Below are 14,422 nucleotides of genomic sequence, written 5' to 3'. Positions count from 1 at the left end.
CGATGTTTCGAGCTTATATTTTACTTGGATTTACAATTTTGTTAGCACAACTTCATATTTCTGGTGATATCACGAAATATATCAATATGAAATATGCGTATTTATCAAAAACAGCAGCGATTATTTTAGGATTTTTAACTGTTATCCAAATGATTATTGTATTTCAAAAAGAACATGTTAAACATGATCATGATCATGAATGTGGATGTAATGCAAGTCACTGTGGTCATGATCATTCAAAAGACGAGAATACATGGTGGAAACGTACGATTGCGTACACACTATTTTGTTTTCCAATTATTTCGGGGCTCTTTTTTCCAATTGCAACACTAGATTCTGATATTGTAAAAGCAAAAGGGTTTCATTTCCCAGTTGCACAGCCAGAAAGTAAAGATCCGTTTATGAATCGACAGTTTTTAAAACCTGATACGAGCATTTACTATGCACAAGAAGGTTATCGGGAACTCATGGAAAAAGAGAAGAAGCAATTCGCAACAAAAGGAAAAATTGCTTTAAACGATGCTGACTTTTTGAAAGGGATGGAAGTCGTTTATAACTATCCTGGCGAATTTACGGGTAAAACCATTTCTTTTAAAGGGTTTGTATTCCGTGATGATTCTTCTAAAAAAGAACAATACTTTGTATTCCGTTTTGGAATTATTCACTGTGTTGCTGATTCAGGTGTGTATGGGATGCTGGTCAAGAAACCAGAAGATGCACAGTGGAAGAATGATGAGTGGATTCAAGTTGAAGGAACAATTTCAACAGAGTTTTATCAACCGTTTCACGCAAATATCCCTGTATTAGAAGTTAATAAATGGAGCACAGTAGAATCTCCAAAAGAACAATATGTATACCGAGGAGCCGATTGATAAAATCGGCTTTTTTTATATAAATGTAAAACAGATAAGAGAGATTCCAGTTATTTTAAATTTTACTTTATGATTCTAAATAGAAAAAGAACATCTAAATATTAGATGTTCTTTTTCATAGTTTTTTTGTCTACATAAAAGTTGTATGGAGCGGATTGCTAGTTAGCAAAAACAAGCAGCACCAACAATAATTAAGAGGATAAATAATACAACAACTAACGCAAACCCGCCGCCGTGACTTCCAAAGCCCATTGTTTTTTCCTCCTTTTGTTTTAAGGTACATAATACAATATGCACTTTTATAATGATGTGATTGGGATATATGCCATATAAAGACGTTTTTTTTGTATAGGGATAGAGGTAGAAGGAAACATATAAGAATGATGATATAAAAGTGTTGTTTTGTTATTTAAGTGGCTTGTATACATTACGGGGTTTTAAAGCGGAAGTATAGCAGCATTGAGATGGCTTTTTTTATGGGAAATTAACTCTTATTGAAGATGGATTTGTATTTGGATTTTCAGCAAATAAAACAATTTTTGAAAACAAAAGTATAGGGGGAGTTTTGTAAGATTCACAAAAGTTCTGTCGTCCTATTTAGAGCATACATATCAATAGAGAGGAGGAAATATTGAATGGACCATATTGAAGATCTCATGGATTATAGTTATGAAGTAATATGTGTGATTGGTGAATATATGAAAGAAGTACGGGATCATGAATTAAAGGAATTGCTACAACAACATTTACCATACTTATTGCAGGCATACAATGAACAGATTAACTTTCAAGAAGGTGAAAATGTGCAGCATATCATTTGCCAGTATCCAGTTTCATCATCAATGGAAATGATTCATACGAACTATAATGGACAAAAAAGTGATATAGAGATTGCCTTTTCGTATATTTCATATTTAAAACGGTTAGCACTTGAATATGCGCAAGTAGCAATTCAAGTAGCAAATCCAGAATTTCGCTCTTTTTTAGAAAGTTGTTTTTTGAAAATGAATCGAAATGCCTACAGTGTATGGCAATATGTGATGAAAAAAGAATATAGCATACAAGCAATGATAGATGATGAGAAATATGGGTGAAAAAGACAGCTGTATTGCTGTCTTTTTGTAATTATTTCGTTAAAATTCAAAACTTTTAAGTCGCCATATCGTCAAGAGACAAAACGTGATTAGTATGGCAATTGTATGAATTAAAATGTTATATATAAATCCGTTTTAATGTTTCGACATATAAGTCGTTGCTATACAGTATACACCATGACCGCCACTGGCTTGCTCTCTTTGTTTGAAAACCTCGCATATGGAAAACAACTCCTGGGCAGGTGCTCTCGTCCTCTCATAAAAAAGAATGTCGTTTTTTATCTTACATAGTTAAAATTCAGAAAATTAACAATGATTTACTATTTCTTTACTAATCTATAATATTTCCTTTAAAAAAGAGAAGTAATATGAGAATGTACATATTCTATCAAAAGGGGGATAAGCAAATGAGTAAATGGGTTAAATCGTTATCTGCCGTTGCACTTGCTAGTTCTTTATTTGTGGTGGGTTGTAGTAAGAATGAAGAAAAGAAAGAAGAGAAAACGCAACAAGAAGGTAAGACAACTGAAAAAGAAACGAGTGGAGAAGTAAAAGATAAAAACTCGAAAGATAGTTCTTCAAGTTCTACTGAAAAGAAATAAATTTTATATGATGATAGAAGCTTTCTCAATCAATGAGAAAGCTTTTTTGTTGTGTATTTTTGCTTTTTCAGAAATAATAGAGAGATTGAAAGGGTGTGAGTTAGTATGAATATATGTTTATTTGGGGCAACAGGTCGAGTTGGAGTCGAAATTTTAAAATTTGCATTACAGGATAATCATAAGGTGACAGCGCTTGTGAGAAATAAAGAGAAGCTACAAATACAACATGAGAATTTACGTGTAATAGAAGGCAATGTATGGAATGAAGAAGGTGTGAAAGAGTGTGTAAAGGGAGCAGATGTTGTAATTAGTGCACTTGGTACCGATGGAAACGGCACGTTATCAAAAAGTTTGCCGCATATTATAGACGCTATGAACGAGGAAGGGATTATAAGAATTATAACAATTGGAACGGCTGGGATTTTGCAGGCACGTGTGAATCCGCAATTATATCGCTTTCAATCCAGTGAATCACGTCGAAGGACAACGGCTGCAGCAGAAGACCATGTAGCGGCCTATTTAGCTTTAGCGAATAGCAAATTAAAATGGACAATTGTCTGTCCAACACACTTAATAGATGGAGAAGAAACAGCTATTTATCGTACTGAAGAAGATGTGTTACCGCTAGATGGTATGAAGATCACAGTTGGAGATACAGCCCATTTTGCTTATCAATTACTTTATTATGATATTCATTATAAAAAACGAGTTGGCATTGCCTACTAAAAAGCCATCCTTATGATAAGGATGGCTAAAAAATAATACAACATACAAAAATAATAATCATAATGATTTGTAAAATCGCTTTAGCGATCGTGCTGCTTAAAAATCCGATGACAGTAGCAATCCCAATCATACAGGCTTCTTTGGGTGCTTTTTTATGCATTAATTCAGTTGCGAAAACGGAGAGGAAGGGGATAATAATCAGTCCAAATGGCGGGAAAAAGAATGATCCAACAATTATCGAAACCATACCGACACGTTCGCTCCATTTTGTACTTCCATACTTTTTTAAGAAATAGCTATTCGTAATAAAATCAGCAATGAAAATAATAATTGTAAATACAATTTGAACGATCCAAAATGACTTTGTTAATTGTAAGTCGTTAATCCCAAATTGATAAATGAAAAATCCAGCCCATAAAGCGAGTATACCTGGAATGATTGGGTAGATGAACGCGATAAACGATATAATAAAACACGCGATAATACATATAGTTAATAAGAAATTCACGACATAACTCCTTTTTGTGCATCTATTTTACTAACCGCAATTTTTTTTACTTGATGTCCATCTAATTCTAATGCTTTAAACTGATAATTTTCATATTGAATCATATGACCAGGCTTAATATTTATGTCAATGGTTTGTGACAAAAACCATCCTCCAATTGTATCTAAATCACTATCATCAATATGAAGACCAAACATATCATTTACATCAGAGATAAGTACTTTTCCATCAAGTACCGTTAGTGTCGGATTACGTTTCTCAATCATTGGTGTTTCATCAGTGTCAAATTCGTCTTGTATTTCTCCAATAATTTCTTCGATAATATCTTCCATTGTAAGAAGGCCTGCAGTCCCACCGTATTCATCCATAATAATTGCTAGTTGGACGCGGTTTTTTTGTAAGTGAATGAGCGCCTTTTTTATTGGTACAGTTTCGAATACTGTTAAAACAGGATGTATGTATGCTTGTAGCGGTTTGCAAATTCCTTTTGTTTGATCATGGAAGATTTCTTTTGTATTAATTATACCGACAACGTCATCCTTATCTTTTCCGATAACTGGATAACGCGTAAATTTTTCGGTAGAGATAATTTCCATATTTTCTGCTAATGAGTTTTCAGTTGATAAACAAATCATTTCAGTACGTGGAACCATAATCTCTTTTGCAACTCGATCATCGAATTCAAAAATATTGTTTACATATTTGTATTCCGATTGATTAATTTCTCCGCTCTTATAGCTTTCACTTAAAATAAGACGTAGCTCTTCTTCAGAGTGAGAAAGTTCATTTTCTTTTACTGGTTGTAATCCAAGTAGTTTCGTGAAAAAGAGCGCTGTACTATTTAATAACCAGATAAAAGGATACATTATTTTATCGAATAGAATTAAAGGTCTTGCAAACTTTAATGTAATTTGTTCGGCTTTTTGAATAGCAAATGACTTTGGAACGAGCTCACCTAGTACAACATGAAAGAACGTAATGATGCTAAAAGCCATAACAAAAGACAACGTATGCGCCATTGTACCTGTTATATTTATTTTTTCAAAAAGCGGCTTCAATAAATGCTCCACAGTAGGTTCGCCAAGCCAACCGAGACCTAATGATGTAATTGTAATACCAAGCTGACAAGCAGATAAGTATACGTCTAAATTCGAAATAACCTTTCTTGCTAGAATTGCCTGTTTGTTGCCTTCATTGGCAAGTTGATCAATCCGACTTTTGCGTACTTTAACAACAGCAAACTCTGATGCAACGAAAAATCCAGAAATAAGAATAAGTAAAGCGATGAGAAAAAGATTTAATATGTCCAAGGATATTCTTTATTCTAAATTTAGAATAAAGATGTCACCTCCTGAATAAAAGTTTTACTTTAATAATATATGGAAAAGGAAAGGATAGTCAAAGAAAGCAGAGGAAAAATAATGTTTTAGTAAAAAAACAGCTATAAGAGGAGGAGGGCTGATAAAAGATTTGATTAATTGGTCCTTATTGCAATTTTTGAAAATGGAATCGCTAATAAGGACCTCAATTGATTAACTAATGAATAGTGTGAAGAAAAGGTTCATTTTATTGTTGTGCGAGATAGGCTATGAATGTGCTCGGTATTGCGATTTCTTTTCCATACTATTTGTAAAAGGGAAAGAAGCATATATGGGATATAAAGTAATAAAAGGCCTATCGTAACAAGTATAGGGGAAGTAACACAGTATTGCACAATAAATTGAAATAACCCATTTACATGAAAAATACATTCCATATATGTAAAGGAAATTAATATGGATCCAATGATAGACTTATGATTGGCATGTAGAGAAACGAACAGTGTATTGCTAAGAAAAGCTGAATCAAGTATATGTGCTGTTTTTTGGAATGTATGCAAGAAAGGAATCCATTTTTTGATGGTCTGGATTATAATGACCATGGACGTACTACAAATAATTAAAAGAGAAGAAAAGTATGGAAGGGATATGTATGATGCTAGGAATAGACAAAAAATAATGACGCTACATTGTAGTAAAACAGTTCCAAATGAAAATGGAACCCAACGTAACACTAAAAAATGTTTTCTATTTTTAGAAGATAATTTAGTAAAAAATTGACCAATCCCAAAACTGATGAAAAAACCAATAGTAAGTGAAAAGAAGAGCCGTATCATAGATAAGAAATATAATTTCCATATGTATGGGAACAATGCAGTTGAATGAAATGATTTTGTCATATGTTCTGGATGGTAAGAAAAGAAAAAGAATGGTTCATGAATCCAATTCGTTATTGGAATAGTAATGGAACGAACATGCATCAACTGATTAATCATTGTATGTAATGCTTCAGAATAGGATTGTTCACTGTTTAGAAAAACGGAAGGAATTGGACTAATAAGGATAATGACTATCATCCCCAAAAGACAACGATATACATAAGAAATAATAGAAGTTGCCATACACCCCCACCTTATCTTAGAATATTCTGAAAATTGTTTCTATTATTGTAACGTTTTTCTTTAGAATATACAATCTCTTTTAGGGAGGAAAGAAAATTTTTATAGAATATTTTCTTCGATATTTGTTGAAAAAATGAAAGGTTTAAGAAGAAACTGTGACGGGTAATAATTATAATTCAGAAAAGTTAAATAAATTTATTTATTTTTTTCTGAAAATATTATATATTTATGTCACAGAAATTATTTTAACATAAGGGGGATTTTTATGAGAGTAAAGGGAAACTATGTTTTAAAAAGAGAGGTATTATTTTGCAAGGAAACATATTCTTTACAAGAAGCATTAGATCATTTGAATAAAACGGGATATCGATGTGTTCCGGTTTTAGATGAAAAAGAAGAAATGTTTTTGGGGAATATTTACAAGGTAGATGTTTTAGAATACAAAGGTTCTTTAGACGATAATGTGAAAGAATTATTGCGCAATAAAGATGGCTATGTAAAAGAAGACTCTTCCTTCTTTAAAGTTTTCTTTACAATTAAGGAGTTACCATATATTTCTGTTGTGAATGATAACGGAATCTTTCTTGGGATTTTAACGCATAAAAAAGTGTTTGAGTTACTAGAAGATGCGTGGGGTCTTCATTCTAGTGTATATTCAGTCATGATTGGAACACAAGATTATAATGGTGCAATTCAAAAACTATCAACTGTATTGAAAAAGTATAACGGGATCCAAAGTTTAATGACATTTGATAACAAGGCATTATACGTACGTAGAATTATGTTTACATTAGGAGAAGAGTTTGCGGCAGAAGAATTACAAACGCTTTTAACGGATTTAGAAGACCATGGATTCCGCGTTATACATGTAGAAGAAATGAAAAATTCACGTGAAGTGGAAATTGTAGAGTAAGAGGGAAATCCATCTCTAAAAATAAGAGATGGATTTTTAATTTATATATAAATTAAAAAACAGCATAAAAACTTCATTTCTTTATAGATGAGCGATAGCATCTGGCTGTGCATAGAAACGGTCAGGGCATTTTTCTACCACAGGCAATGTTCAAAACAAAGGGAGAAAGCAAGTAGCGATAACGTCGTATTCTGTGTAGCAACGACTTATATGTCGAAAAATTAAAATGGATATATATATTCAGAAGTCTTGCAGGAAGTATAAAAGAAAGATGTATAAGCATTTTTTCTTTACAAAGGAAAATGTAGGCGATTGTCTAATATATAATATTGAATAAAGACAAAAAAGCTCTTTCAGTATAGTTGGATACATATAAGCAGTTAGGGTCTTTTCTTACCGCATGTAAGGGTTGAAACAAGTGCAGGTTAAGTTTTGTTCTACATAGAAGCGAATTAGTTGATACTCAAAATGAATTTATATATGAATAGTAAGGAGAGGGATTGAAATGGCTACTTTTGAAGATTTCATGAAATTAGATATCCGTATTGGAACAATTCATCAAGCAGAAATATTTCCAGAAGCCAGGGTGCCTGCAATTAAGCTAGAGATTGACTTTGGTGAACTTGGAATGAAACAGTCAAGTGCACAAATCACGAAACGATATACACCGGAAGAACTTGTTGGAAAGCAAGTTGTTGCGGTTGTTAATTTTCCACCTAAACGAGTGGCTGGATTTAAATCTGAAGTACTTGTCCTTGGTGGTGTTCCTGAAAAAGGGGATGTCATTTTACTAGAACCGGGTATGAAAGTGCCGAATGGAACAACGATTAGCTAAAAAATAGGGGGAGAAAAATGGACATAGAAAAAGCTTATTTACAGTGTGCAGTAGATAATTTTCAAGCTATAAAAAAGCAAGGGGATCGGGTGTTATCGCAGCTTACTTATGAAGAATTATGCTGGATTCCTCATGAAGAAGCAAATAGTATTGCGATTCTTGTAAAACACTTATATGGGAATATGCGTTCAAGGTGGACAAGTTTTTTAACGACAGATGGCGAAAAGAAGGATCGGAATCGTGATGATGAATTTGAAGGTGGTTATGCTTCAAAAGAAGAATTGTTACGTGCTTGGGAAGAAGGATGGTTATTTGTATTTCGAGCGATGGAAACTATTAGAGTTAACGATGTTCTAAAAACTGTATATATACGCCGAGAGCCGCATACGGTGATGCAAGCGATTGAAAGACAAGTTGCCCATTATGCTTCACATATTGGGCAACTGATTTATATTGGTAAACTATTGAAGGAGAAAGAATGGACATGTTTAAGTATTCCAAGAGGAAAGTCTAATCAGTTTCTGGAAAAATAATGTTGAATGTACAGCAAGTAACACAAAGAAATACGATAACATAACAGGAAATAATCTAATCATCAGCTTCAATTCTTTTCACCCAAGTAGCAATATTGCCAAATTTCATTTGGTCTATTCTCTATAGCTTGTACATATGTTTAGAGAGAGAGGGTGATTTAGTGAATCGAAGCTATTTTTATGTGAAACGGACAAGTCTTCCGAGATTTATTTTTCTACTTTTATTGGGGATTATGGCAGCTTTTTTATTTGCTAGTATGATCGTAACATCACTAAAAGAAACAAAGTCAACGTATTTATATAAATGGCTAAATGAACTGTCTATGAATGGCTATATGTATGTAATTGGTTCAGAAAATCGTTACTTTATACAAGAATATCGACATTTAAATACAGATTTTTCGATTTCTTCTTTTGTTTTATCTGCCGCGACAAATATTCGTTTTGATGACGTTCGCAGTTTAATTGGAATAGAGCTTCCTGGATTTTCGAAATATGACACGGAAATTGTAATCGCTGGGGAAGGAACAAATTATACAAATTTACCTATTGAATCGAGTGTACCTTTAGAAGAGCTTGTTAAAGAGCGGGCGGGGGAACAAGGGAAATCTAAAAATAACGAATCACATGAAGAAAAAAAGAAGCCAGCACAAACGACAGGAAGTCGAAAAGTGGCATTTATTTATCATACGCATAGTTGGGAGTCATATTTACCATTGTTAAATTTAACGAATAACCCAGATTCAAATAAAGCGACGAGCTCAGTAAAGAACATTTCTATATTTGGAGATAGATTCCGTGAAAAACTAGAAGATTATGGAATAGGTGCAACGAATGATAAAACAGATGTTGGAAACATGTTGGTGAATCGAGGGTTAAATGATCGCAGTTCTTATAAAATATCTCGTGAGATTGTGCAAGAGGCAATGACAAGTAATAGAGAGCTGCAATACCTTTTTGATTTGCATAGAGATAGTGCGCGGAAAGAGGTCACAACGAAAACAATTGGTGATAAATCCTATGCGAAGTTGGCGTTTGTTATTGGCAAGGGAAATAAAAATCATGCGAAAAACCTGCAATTGGCAACAGCGCTGCATGAATCATTAAAGGAAAAATATCCTGGATTAAGCCGAGGTGTTATTCAAAAGGATTTTAGTTCGGGAAATGGTGTATATAATCAAGATTTATCCGGTCAAGCTACTCTTATTGAAGTAGGTGGTGTTGATAATACAGAAGAGGAGGTCAATCGTAGCATAGATGCACTTGCAGATGCATTTAGTGAGTATTATTGGCAGGCTGAAAAAGTGAATGGATAAGCGTAAGCAAACGTTGCTTACGCTGTTTGTTTTGTATCGAAATTTGTCTCTTTATCTTATGAAAATGGAAAAGGAATTTAGAAAAATAGTATCGAATGTTCATGTATCAAGAAATCTCCGCAAATAATAATATTATGTAAACTTAAGGGCTGGATAAATGGTAAAGAGAGAATTAGAATCGTTTTGATAATGTGGAGAGAAATGTTTAAATCGATGAGAGAATGGGAAAAAATATATGGTATATGATGAGTTGTAGAATTGACTGTTACGGTTATAGCGAAAGTTGATGAGTTTTATCGAGAAAAATTATTAGAATAAAAGGATGTTATATGAAGAAAAAATGGATGTTGTTGAGTATAGCGATTGCTATTTGCATAATTACATTGCTTCAATATATAGAACATCATAATGAAAAGCAAGCGATAGAAGCACAAGGAAACGTTATTTTTCCAAAGGTACAAGAAACAATTGCAAAAATTGAAGGTAGGCTTGCAGTTGTTAACAATCCAGATTCAACTCTTGTTCTTGTAAACAAGAAGAGACGCTTACCTGATTTGTATGAGCCGCAAGATTTAGTAATACCACAAGTTCGTTTTCTATATGAAGGCGATAATGAAAAAAAGAAAATGCGTAAAGAAGCAGCTTTAGCATTGGAACGTATGTTTCAACAAGCAAAGCATGAAAAAATCTTTTTATTTGCTGTTTCGGCATTTCGTTCATTTGAAAGGCAAAAAGCATTAAATACGATGTATAAAAAACAAGATGGAGAAGAAAAAACAGCGATGTCTAGTGCAATTCCTGGTACAAGTGAACATCAAACAGGATTAGCAGTTGATATTACATCACAATCGGCAAAGTTTCAATTAGAGCCTTCCTTTGGAGAAACGAAAGAAGGAAAGTGGCTTGCTGAAAATGCCCATAAGTTTGGGTTTATTATCCGTTATGAAAAAGAAAAAGAAGAGGTAACAGGGTATATGTATGAGCCGTGGCATGTTCGCTATGTTGGAAATCCATACGCTACCTATTTATATGAAAATCAACTTACTTTAGAAGAAGCTATAAAGTGAGTATCCGTTAGTGTTTGTCTTTATCCTTTACAAACAGATGTTTTATGTAAGAACAAGTACAAGTATAAACAAAAAAGCAATATGTCTTAGAGGAAGTAGTTCAGTTATTGTGGAGAAAATCTAAAATAACAGTCTAAATAATATTGGAATTCGCAACTTAAATCACATAGTAAATAGCACGTAAAAAAGCTCAGAGTCATATGGCTCCGAGCTTAAATTTTTTAGAGGCATATCCCATTAAGCTACATTTAAAGGAATACATGTTATTATTATTCCTTTAAATGTTTTAATATATATTACCTATTCGTTTTGAGATTTTTTAATGCTATAAATAACAAGCGAAATTGCATTCCAATATATCCGGTGACAATAACTATTGTCATCATGTAAATTTACTAAAAAAAAGAGTGATAAACTCTTATATAACAGCAAAAAATCGAGTATAAAACCTTTGAGATTTCATACTCGATTTCATATGCTAGTTTTATTATTTGTCCACGTTATCTGAATTACTTTATCTTGATGGAACATTGCTTTTTATTGTTATGATTTAAAGTGCATATTATATAATGAGAAATTTCCTTTTTTAGAGAAAATTTTTCTTTTTTTGTCACTTTTTGAAAGGATTTATCATGTATAATAAAGAATATATTAATATATAATTTTAATATATTTTTTATCTATTAATGGATGTTGCGGATGCAACGTGATAAAGTTTTCTTTCTCTCATATACATATAAAATATAGGATGGAAGCGAGGGTTGCACATGACAGGGTGGGTGATTTGGTTTGTCATTGCTGGTCTTTTATTTATTGCGGAAATGTTGACGGTGACGTTCTACTTATTATGGCTTGGGATAGGTGCTGTGGTCGGAGGTCTAATTGGATTATTTGTACCAAACTCTTTGCTACTTCAAGTTGTGATTGCATCTGTTGTCAGCCTTAGTTTGACATTTTTCACAAAACGAATTTCTAAAAATTTTCGAGAAGCGAAAGGATATACAGATGCAGTAGATAAGCTTATTGGAAAAAAAGGTATAATTGTGCAAGCGATTACAAATGAGTCGAATGGTATTGTGAAAATAGAGGGAGATATGTGGACTGCTGTGTCAGATGAACCAATTTTAGATGGAGAAAGCGTTATTGTTGTAAAGAGAAGTAGCACGGTAGTGCACGTGAAAAGGGAGTGTGAATTATAATGGTAGGTTTAACATTATCAATTATTTTAGCATTAATTGTTATTGTATTTATCGCATTATCAATTAAAATTATTCCGCAGCAAAGAGTAGGTGTTGTAGAGCGGTTAGGTAAATTTCAGCGTGTTATGCATCCGGGGTTAAACATGATTATCCCGGTTATCGATCGTGTACGTCTTTATCATGATTTACGAATTCAACAAACGACTGTTCCACCGCAAAAAGTAATCACGAAAGATAACGTACAAGTTGAGATTGATACAATTATTTTCTATCAAGTTGTTGATCCAGAGCTTGCGACGTATGGTATTTCCAATTATGAACTTGGGGTTCGTAATATTACATCTGCAACAATGCGACAAATCATCGGGAAAATGGAGCTTGATGAAACATTATCGGGACGTGAAAAAATTTCGACAGAAATCCGTTTAGCACTTGATGAAGCAACAGAAAAATGGGGTGTTCGTATTGAACGCGTTGAAGTTGTAGATATTAACCCACCAAAAGATATACAAGCAGCAATGGAAAAACAAATGAAGGCAGAGCGTAATAAACGTGCTATTATTCTTGAAGCTGAGGCAGCAAAACAAGATAAAGTTCTTCGAGCTGAAGGAGAGAAACAAAGTAAAATTCTAATGGCTGAAGGGGATAAAGAAGCGCGCATTCGCGAGGCAGAAGGTTTACGACAAGCAAAAGAATTAGAAGCACAGGGGGAAGCGAAAGCAATTGAAGAAATTGCAAAAGCAGAACAAAGTCGGATTCAAATGTTACGCCAGTCCGGACTTGATGAGCGAGTACTTGCATACCAGTCATTTGAATCGCTAACTGAGATTGCAAAAGGACCTGCAAATAAAGTATTCCTTCCGTCAAATGCCGTTGAAACATTAGGAAGCTTAGGTGCAATTGGAGAGTTGTTTAAAGAGAAAAAGCTGCCTTCTATAGATACAACAAGAGAACAATAGAAACGAAGAAGAGAAATGGTTGTCATTTCTCTTCTTTTTTTGAAGTTGATATTTGTAATACCTTTTTTTCGAATAAAATGAGGCTGAAAATATATAGGAATTAGATAATAGGTATATTTTCAAACTTAAAAACGTGTAGGACATAATAGTGTAAATCAGAATGTATATCGCATAAAGCTTGTACATACCCATGTATAGAAAGGGTGGTACGATGAAAAAGCATTTTATACATTCTCAAGTACATAGTAAGAAGATTATCATTTTATTGTGTTCTTATGCATTTATTATTTTAGTGGCTGCATCTTTAGTTACTACAATGTTACATACAATGAAATCATTTTATGTGAATCAATGGTTTGGAAAAGTTTCCTCACAAGGATTTATGCAAATGATTGAAATGGAAAATCATTATTTTTCTTTTGAATACTTTCAAACAAAGAAACGAGAATCAGTAGGGGCGTTATTGTTTTCATTAACAACAGATATGCGTTTGCAAGATATTCGAACATTTATGGGGAAAGAAATACCTGGAATGGCAAACTATTATTCTGACATTCTTGTAGCTGGAGAAGGAACAGATTATACAAATATACCAAATGAATCGAGTGTCCCGCTAGAAGAAATTACGAAAGAGCGTGAAGTGGCTAAAGAAAAAGTTCAGGAAGCAGAAAAGGATAATCCTGTTCAAAAGAAAGGAAACGCTATAGAGGGAAAAAATGCTGTATTTATCTATCATACACATAGTTGGGAGTCATTTTTACCGTTATTACCTGAAGCGAAAAATCCAGATGAGGCATCAAGTCCAGAGGTAAATGTATCACTTCTCGGTGATAGGTTAAAACAGCAATTAGAAGGACAAGGAATTCAAGCCTTACATGACAAGACAAACATGGGAGACTTATTAGCGCAGAAAAAGATGAAGTGGTATCAGGCTTATAAAGCATCACATGGATATGTAAAAGAAGCACTAGCCCAAAATAAGCAAATCGTATTTCCGATTGATATTCACCGAGATGATCAGCGTAAGAATGTTACAACAAAAGTGATAAATGGAAAGTCGTACGCAAGACTTTATTTCATTATTGGAATGGAAAATGAAGGACGAGAAGAAAATATGAAAATTGCAAACGCAATTAACGCTTATTTGGATAAACACTATTATGGACTTAGCCGAGGAATTTTCAAAAAAGACAAAAGAAAGGGCGATGGGACATATAATCAAGATTTATCTTCGAATGCTTTACTCGTAGAAGTTGGTGGTGTTGATAATAATTTAGAAGAGTTGTATAACTCAATAGATGTATTAGCAGAAGCTTTTAGCAAGTATTATTGGGATGCGGAGAAGGTAAATAGGTAGT

General features: G+C 33.4%; 16 protein-coding genes. 12 read left to right on the top strand and 4 right to left on the bottom strand.

Annotation, left to right across the window (positions count from 1 at the left end):
• Window positions 1-2 precede the first annotated feature (2 nt).
• Complete coding sequence (locus AB1280_RS08355; RefSeq protein WP_429755539.1) at window positions 3-872, top strand: TIGR03943 family putative permease subunit; 870 nt, start codon at window positions 3-5, stop codon at window positions 870-872.
• 162 nt (window positions 873-1,034) lie between these two features.
• On the opposite strand, the gene AB1280_RS08350 is transcribed toward AB1280_RS08355, so the two are convergent.
• Entirely contained in the window at window positions 1,035-1,124 is a 90-nt protein-coding gene (locus tag AB1280_RS08350; RefSeq protein ID WP_020060957.1) for a YjcZ family sporulation protein, read from the bottom strand.
• A gap of 383 nt (window positions 1,125-1,507) precedes the next feature.
• Between AB1280_RS08350 and AB1280_RS08345 the strand changes: the two genes are divergently transcribed.
• From AB1280_RS08345 to AB1280_RS08335, 3 genes are all read left to right on the top strand, one after another.
• A complete protein-coding gene (locus tag AB1280_RS08345; protein ID WP_272190851.1) occupies window positions 1,508-1,966 on the top strand; it encodes a spore coat protein in 459 nt (152 codons plus the stop codon).
• A gap of 407 nt (window positions 1,967-2,373) precedes the next feature.
• The gene (locus AB1280_RS08340) at window positions 2,374-2,568 is read left to right on the top strand and encodes a hypothetical protein (protein WP_272190850.1); all 195 of its coding nucleotides are present in this window, start codon (window positions 2,374-2,376) and stop codon (window positions 2,566-2,568) included.
• Between the two features lie 105 nt (window positions 2,569-2,673).
• Entirely contained in the window at window positions 2,674-3,294 is a 621-nt protein-coding gene (locus AB1280_RS08335) for an NAD(P)-dependent oxidoreductase (protein ID WP_272190848.1), read from the top strand.
• 25 nt (window positions 3,295-3,319) lie between these two features.
• Here the strand turns inward: AB1280_RS08335 and AB1280_RS08330 are convergent, their stop codons facing one another.
• From AB1280_RS08330 to AB1280_RS08320, 3 genes are all read right to left on the bottom strand, one after another.
• On the bottom strand, window positions 3,320-3,802 hold the full coding sequence (locus AB1280_RS08330) for a DUF456 domain-containing protein (protein ID WP_429755537.1): 483 nt from the start codon (window positions 3,800-3,802) through the stop codon (window positions 3,320-3,322).
• Window positions 3,799-5,112 carry a hemolysin family protein gene (locus AB1280_RS08325; RefSeq protein WP_429755536.1) on the bottom strand — a complete coding sequence of 438 codons (1,314 nt, stop codon included), beginning with the start codon at window positions 5,110-5,112 and terminating at the stop codon, window positions 3,799-3,801. The genes AB1280_RS08330 and AB1280_RS08325 overlap by 4 nt, the downstream gene beginning before the upstream one ends.
• Window positions 5,113-5,363: 251 nt before the next feature.
• Entirely contained in the window at window positions 5,364-6,242 is an 879-nt protein-coding gene (locus AB1280_RS08320; protein WP_429755535.1) for a hypothetical protein, read from the bottom strand.
• Window positions 6,243-6,507: 265 nt separating this feature from the next.
• Here AB1280_RS08320 and cbpA point away from each other — a divergent pair, with 265 nt between their 5' ends.
• From cbpA to spoIIP (AB1280_RS08280), 8 genes are all read left to right on the top strand, one after another.
• Window positions 6,508-7,155: a cyclic di-AMP binding protein CbpA gene (gene cbpA, locus AB1280_RS08315; RefSeq protein WP_429755534.1), complete on the top strand. Its 648-nt coding sequence runs from the start codon at window positions 6,508-6,510 to the stop codon at window positions 7,153-7,155.
• Between the two features lie 505 nt (window positions 7,156-7,660).
• Window positions 7,661-7,990 (top strand): chaperone CsaA, encoded by a 330-nt coding sequence (gene csaA / locus AB1280_RS08310; protein WP_429755533.1) that lies wholly within the window; start codon window positions 7,661-7,663, stop codon window positions 7,988-7,990.
• A gap of 17 nt (window positions 7,991-8,007) precedes the next feature.
• Window positions 8,008-8,523 (top strand): DUF1572 family protein, encoded by a 516-nt coding sequence (locus AB1280_RS08305; protein ID WP_429755532.1) that lies wholly within the window; start codon window positions 8,008-8,010, stop codon window positions 8,521-8,523.
• Window positions 8,524-8,684: 161 nt separating this feature from the next.
• Window positions 8,685-9,839, top strand: a complete 1,155-nt coding sequence (spoIIP, locus tag AB1280_RS08300) for a stage II sporulation protein P (RefSeq protein ID WP_429755531.1) — start codon at window positions 8,685-8,687, stop codon at window positions 9,837-9,839.
• A gap of 329 nt (window positions 9,840-10,168) precedes the next feature.
• The gene (locus AB1280_RS08295) at window positions 10,169-10,906 is read left to right on the top strand and encodes a M15 family metallopeptidase (RefSeq protein WP_272190830.1); all 738 of its coding nucleotides are present in this window, start codon (window positions 10,169-10,171) and stop codon (window positions 10,904-10,906) included.
• A 767-nt stretch (window positions 10,907-11,673) separates the two neighbouring features.
• Complete coding sequence (locus AB1280_RS08290; protein ID WP_272190829.1) at window positions 11,674-12,105, top strand: NfeD family protein; 432 nt, start codon at window positions 11,674-11,676, stop codon at window positions 12,103-12,105.
• Window positions 12,105-13,064, top strand: a complete 960-nt coding sequence (locus AB1280_RS08285; protein WP_429755530.1) for an SPFH domain-containing protein — start codon at window positions 12,105-12,107, stop codon at window positions 13,062-13,064. Before AB1280_RS08290 ends, AB1280_RS08285 begins: the two co-directional genes overlap by 1 nt.
• Window positions 13,065-13,275: 211 nt before the next feature.
• On the top strand, window positions 13,276-14,421 hold the full coding sequence (gene spoIIP, locus AB1280_RS08280) for a stage II sporulation protein P (protein WP_429755529.1): 1,146 nt from the start codon (window positions 13,276-13,278) through the stop codon (window positions 14,419-14,421).
• Window position 14,422: the final 1 nt, after the last annotated feature.

The sequence above is a fragment of the Bacillus sp. S10(2024) genome, from assembly GCF_050473865.1.
GTDB lineage: Bacteria > Bacillota > Bacilli > Bacillales > Bacillaceae_G > Bacillus_A.
This window is presented reverse-complemented; position numbering and strand designations above follow the sequence as displayed.

Coding starts and splice junctions, on each gene's coding strand:
- AB1280_RS08305 (WP_429755532.1), top strand. CDS start 8,008: ATGGACATAGAAAAAGCTTATTTACAGTGTGCAGTAGATAATTTTCAA.
- csaA (WP_429755533.1), top strand. CDS start 7,661: ATGGCTACTTTTGAAGATTTCATGAAATTAGATATCCGTATTGGAACA.
- AB1280_RS08290 (WP_272190829.1), top strand. CDS start 11,674: ATGACAGGGTGGGTGATTTGGTTTGTCATTGCTGGTCTTTTATTTATT.
- AB1280_RS08350 (WP_020060957.1), bottom strand. CDS start 1,124: ATGGGCTTTGGAAGTCACGGCGGCGGGTTTGCGTTAGTTGTTGTATTA.
- AB1280_RS08285 (WP_429755530.1), top strand. CDS start 12,105: ATGGTAGGTTTAACATTATCAATTATTTTAGCATTAATTGTTATTGTA.
- AB1280_RS08355 (WP_429755539.1), top strand. CDS start 3: ATGTTTCGAGCTTATATTTTACTTGGATTTACAATTTTGTTAGCACAA.
- AB1280_RS08335 (WP_272190848.1), top strand. CDS start 2,674: ATGAATATATGTTTATTTGGGGCAACAGGTCGAGTTGGAGTCGAAATT.
- AB1280_RS08320 (WP_429755535.1), bottom strand. CDS start 6,242: ATGGCAACTTCTATTATTTCTTATGTATATCGTTGTCTTTTGGGGATG.
- spoIIP (WP_429755529.1), top strand. CDS start 13,276: ATGAAAAAGCATTTTATACATTCTCAAGTACATAGTAAGAAGATTATC.
- cbpA (WP_429755534.1), top strand. CDS start 6,508: ATGAGAGTAAAGGGAAACTATGTTTTAAAAAGAGAGGTATTATTTTGC.
- AB1280_RS08295 (WP_272190830.1), top strand. CDS start 10,169: ATGAAGAAAAAATGGATGTTGTTGAGTATAGCGATTGCTATTTGCATA.
- AB1280_RS08340 (WP_272190850.1), top strand. CDS start 2,374: ATGAGTAAATGGGTTAAATCGTTATCTGCCGTTGCACTTGCTAGTTCT.
- AB1280_RS08345 (WP_272190851.1), top strand. CDS start 1,508: ATGGACCATATTGAAGATCTCATGGATTATAGTTATGAAGTAATATGT.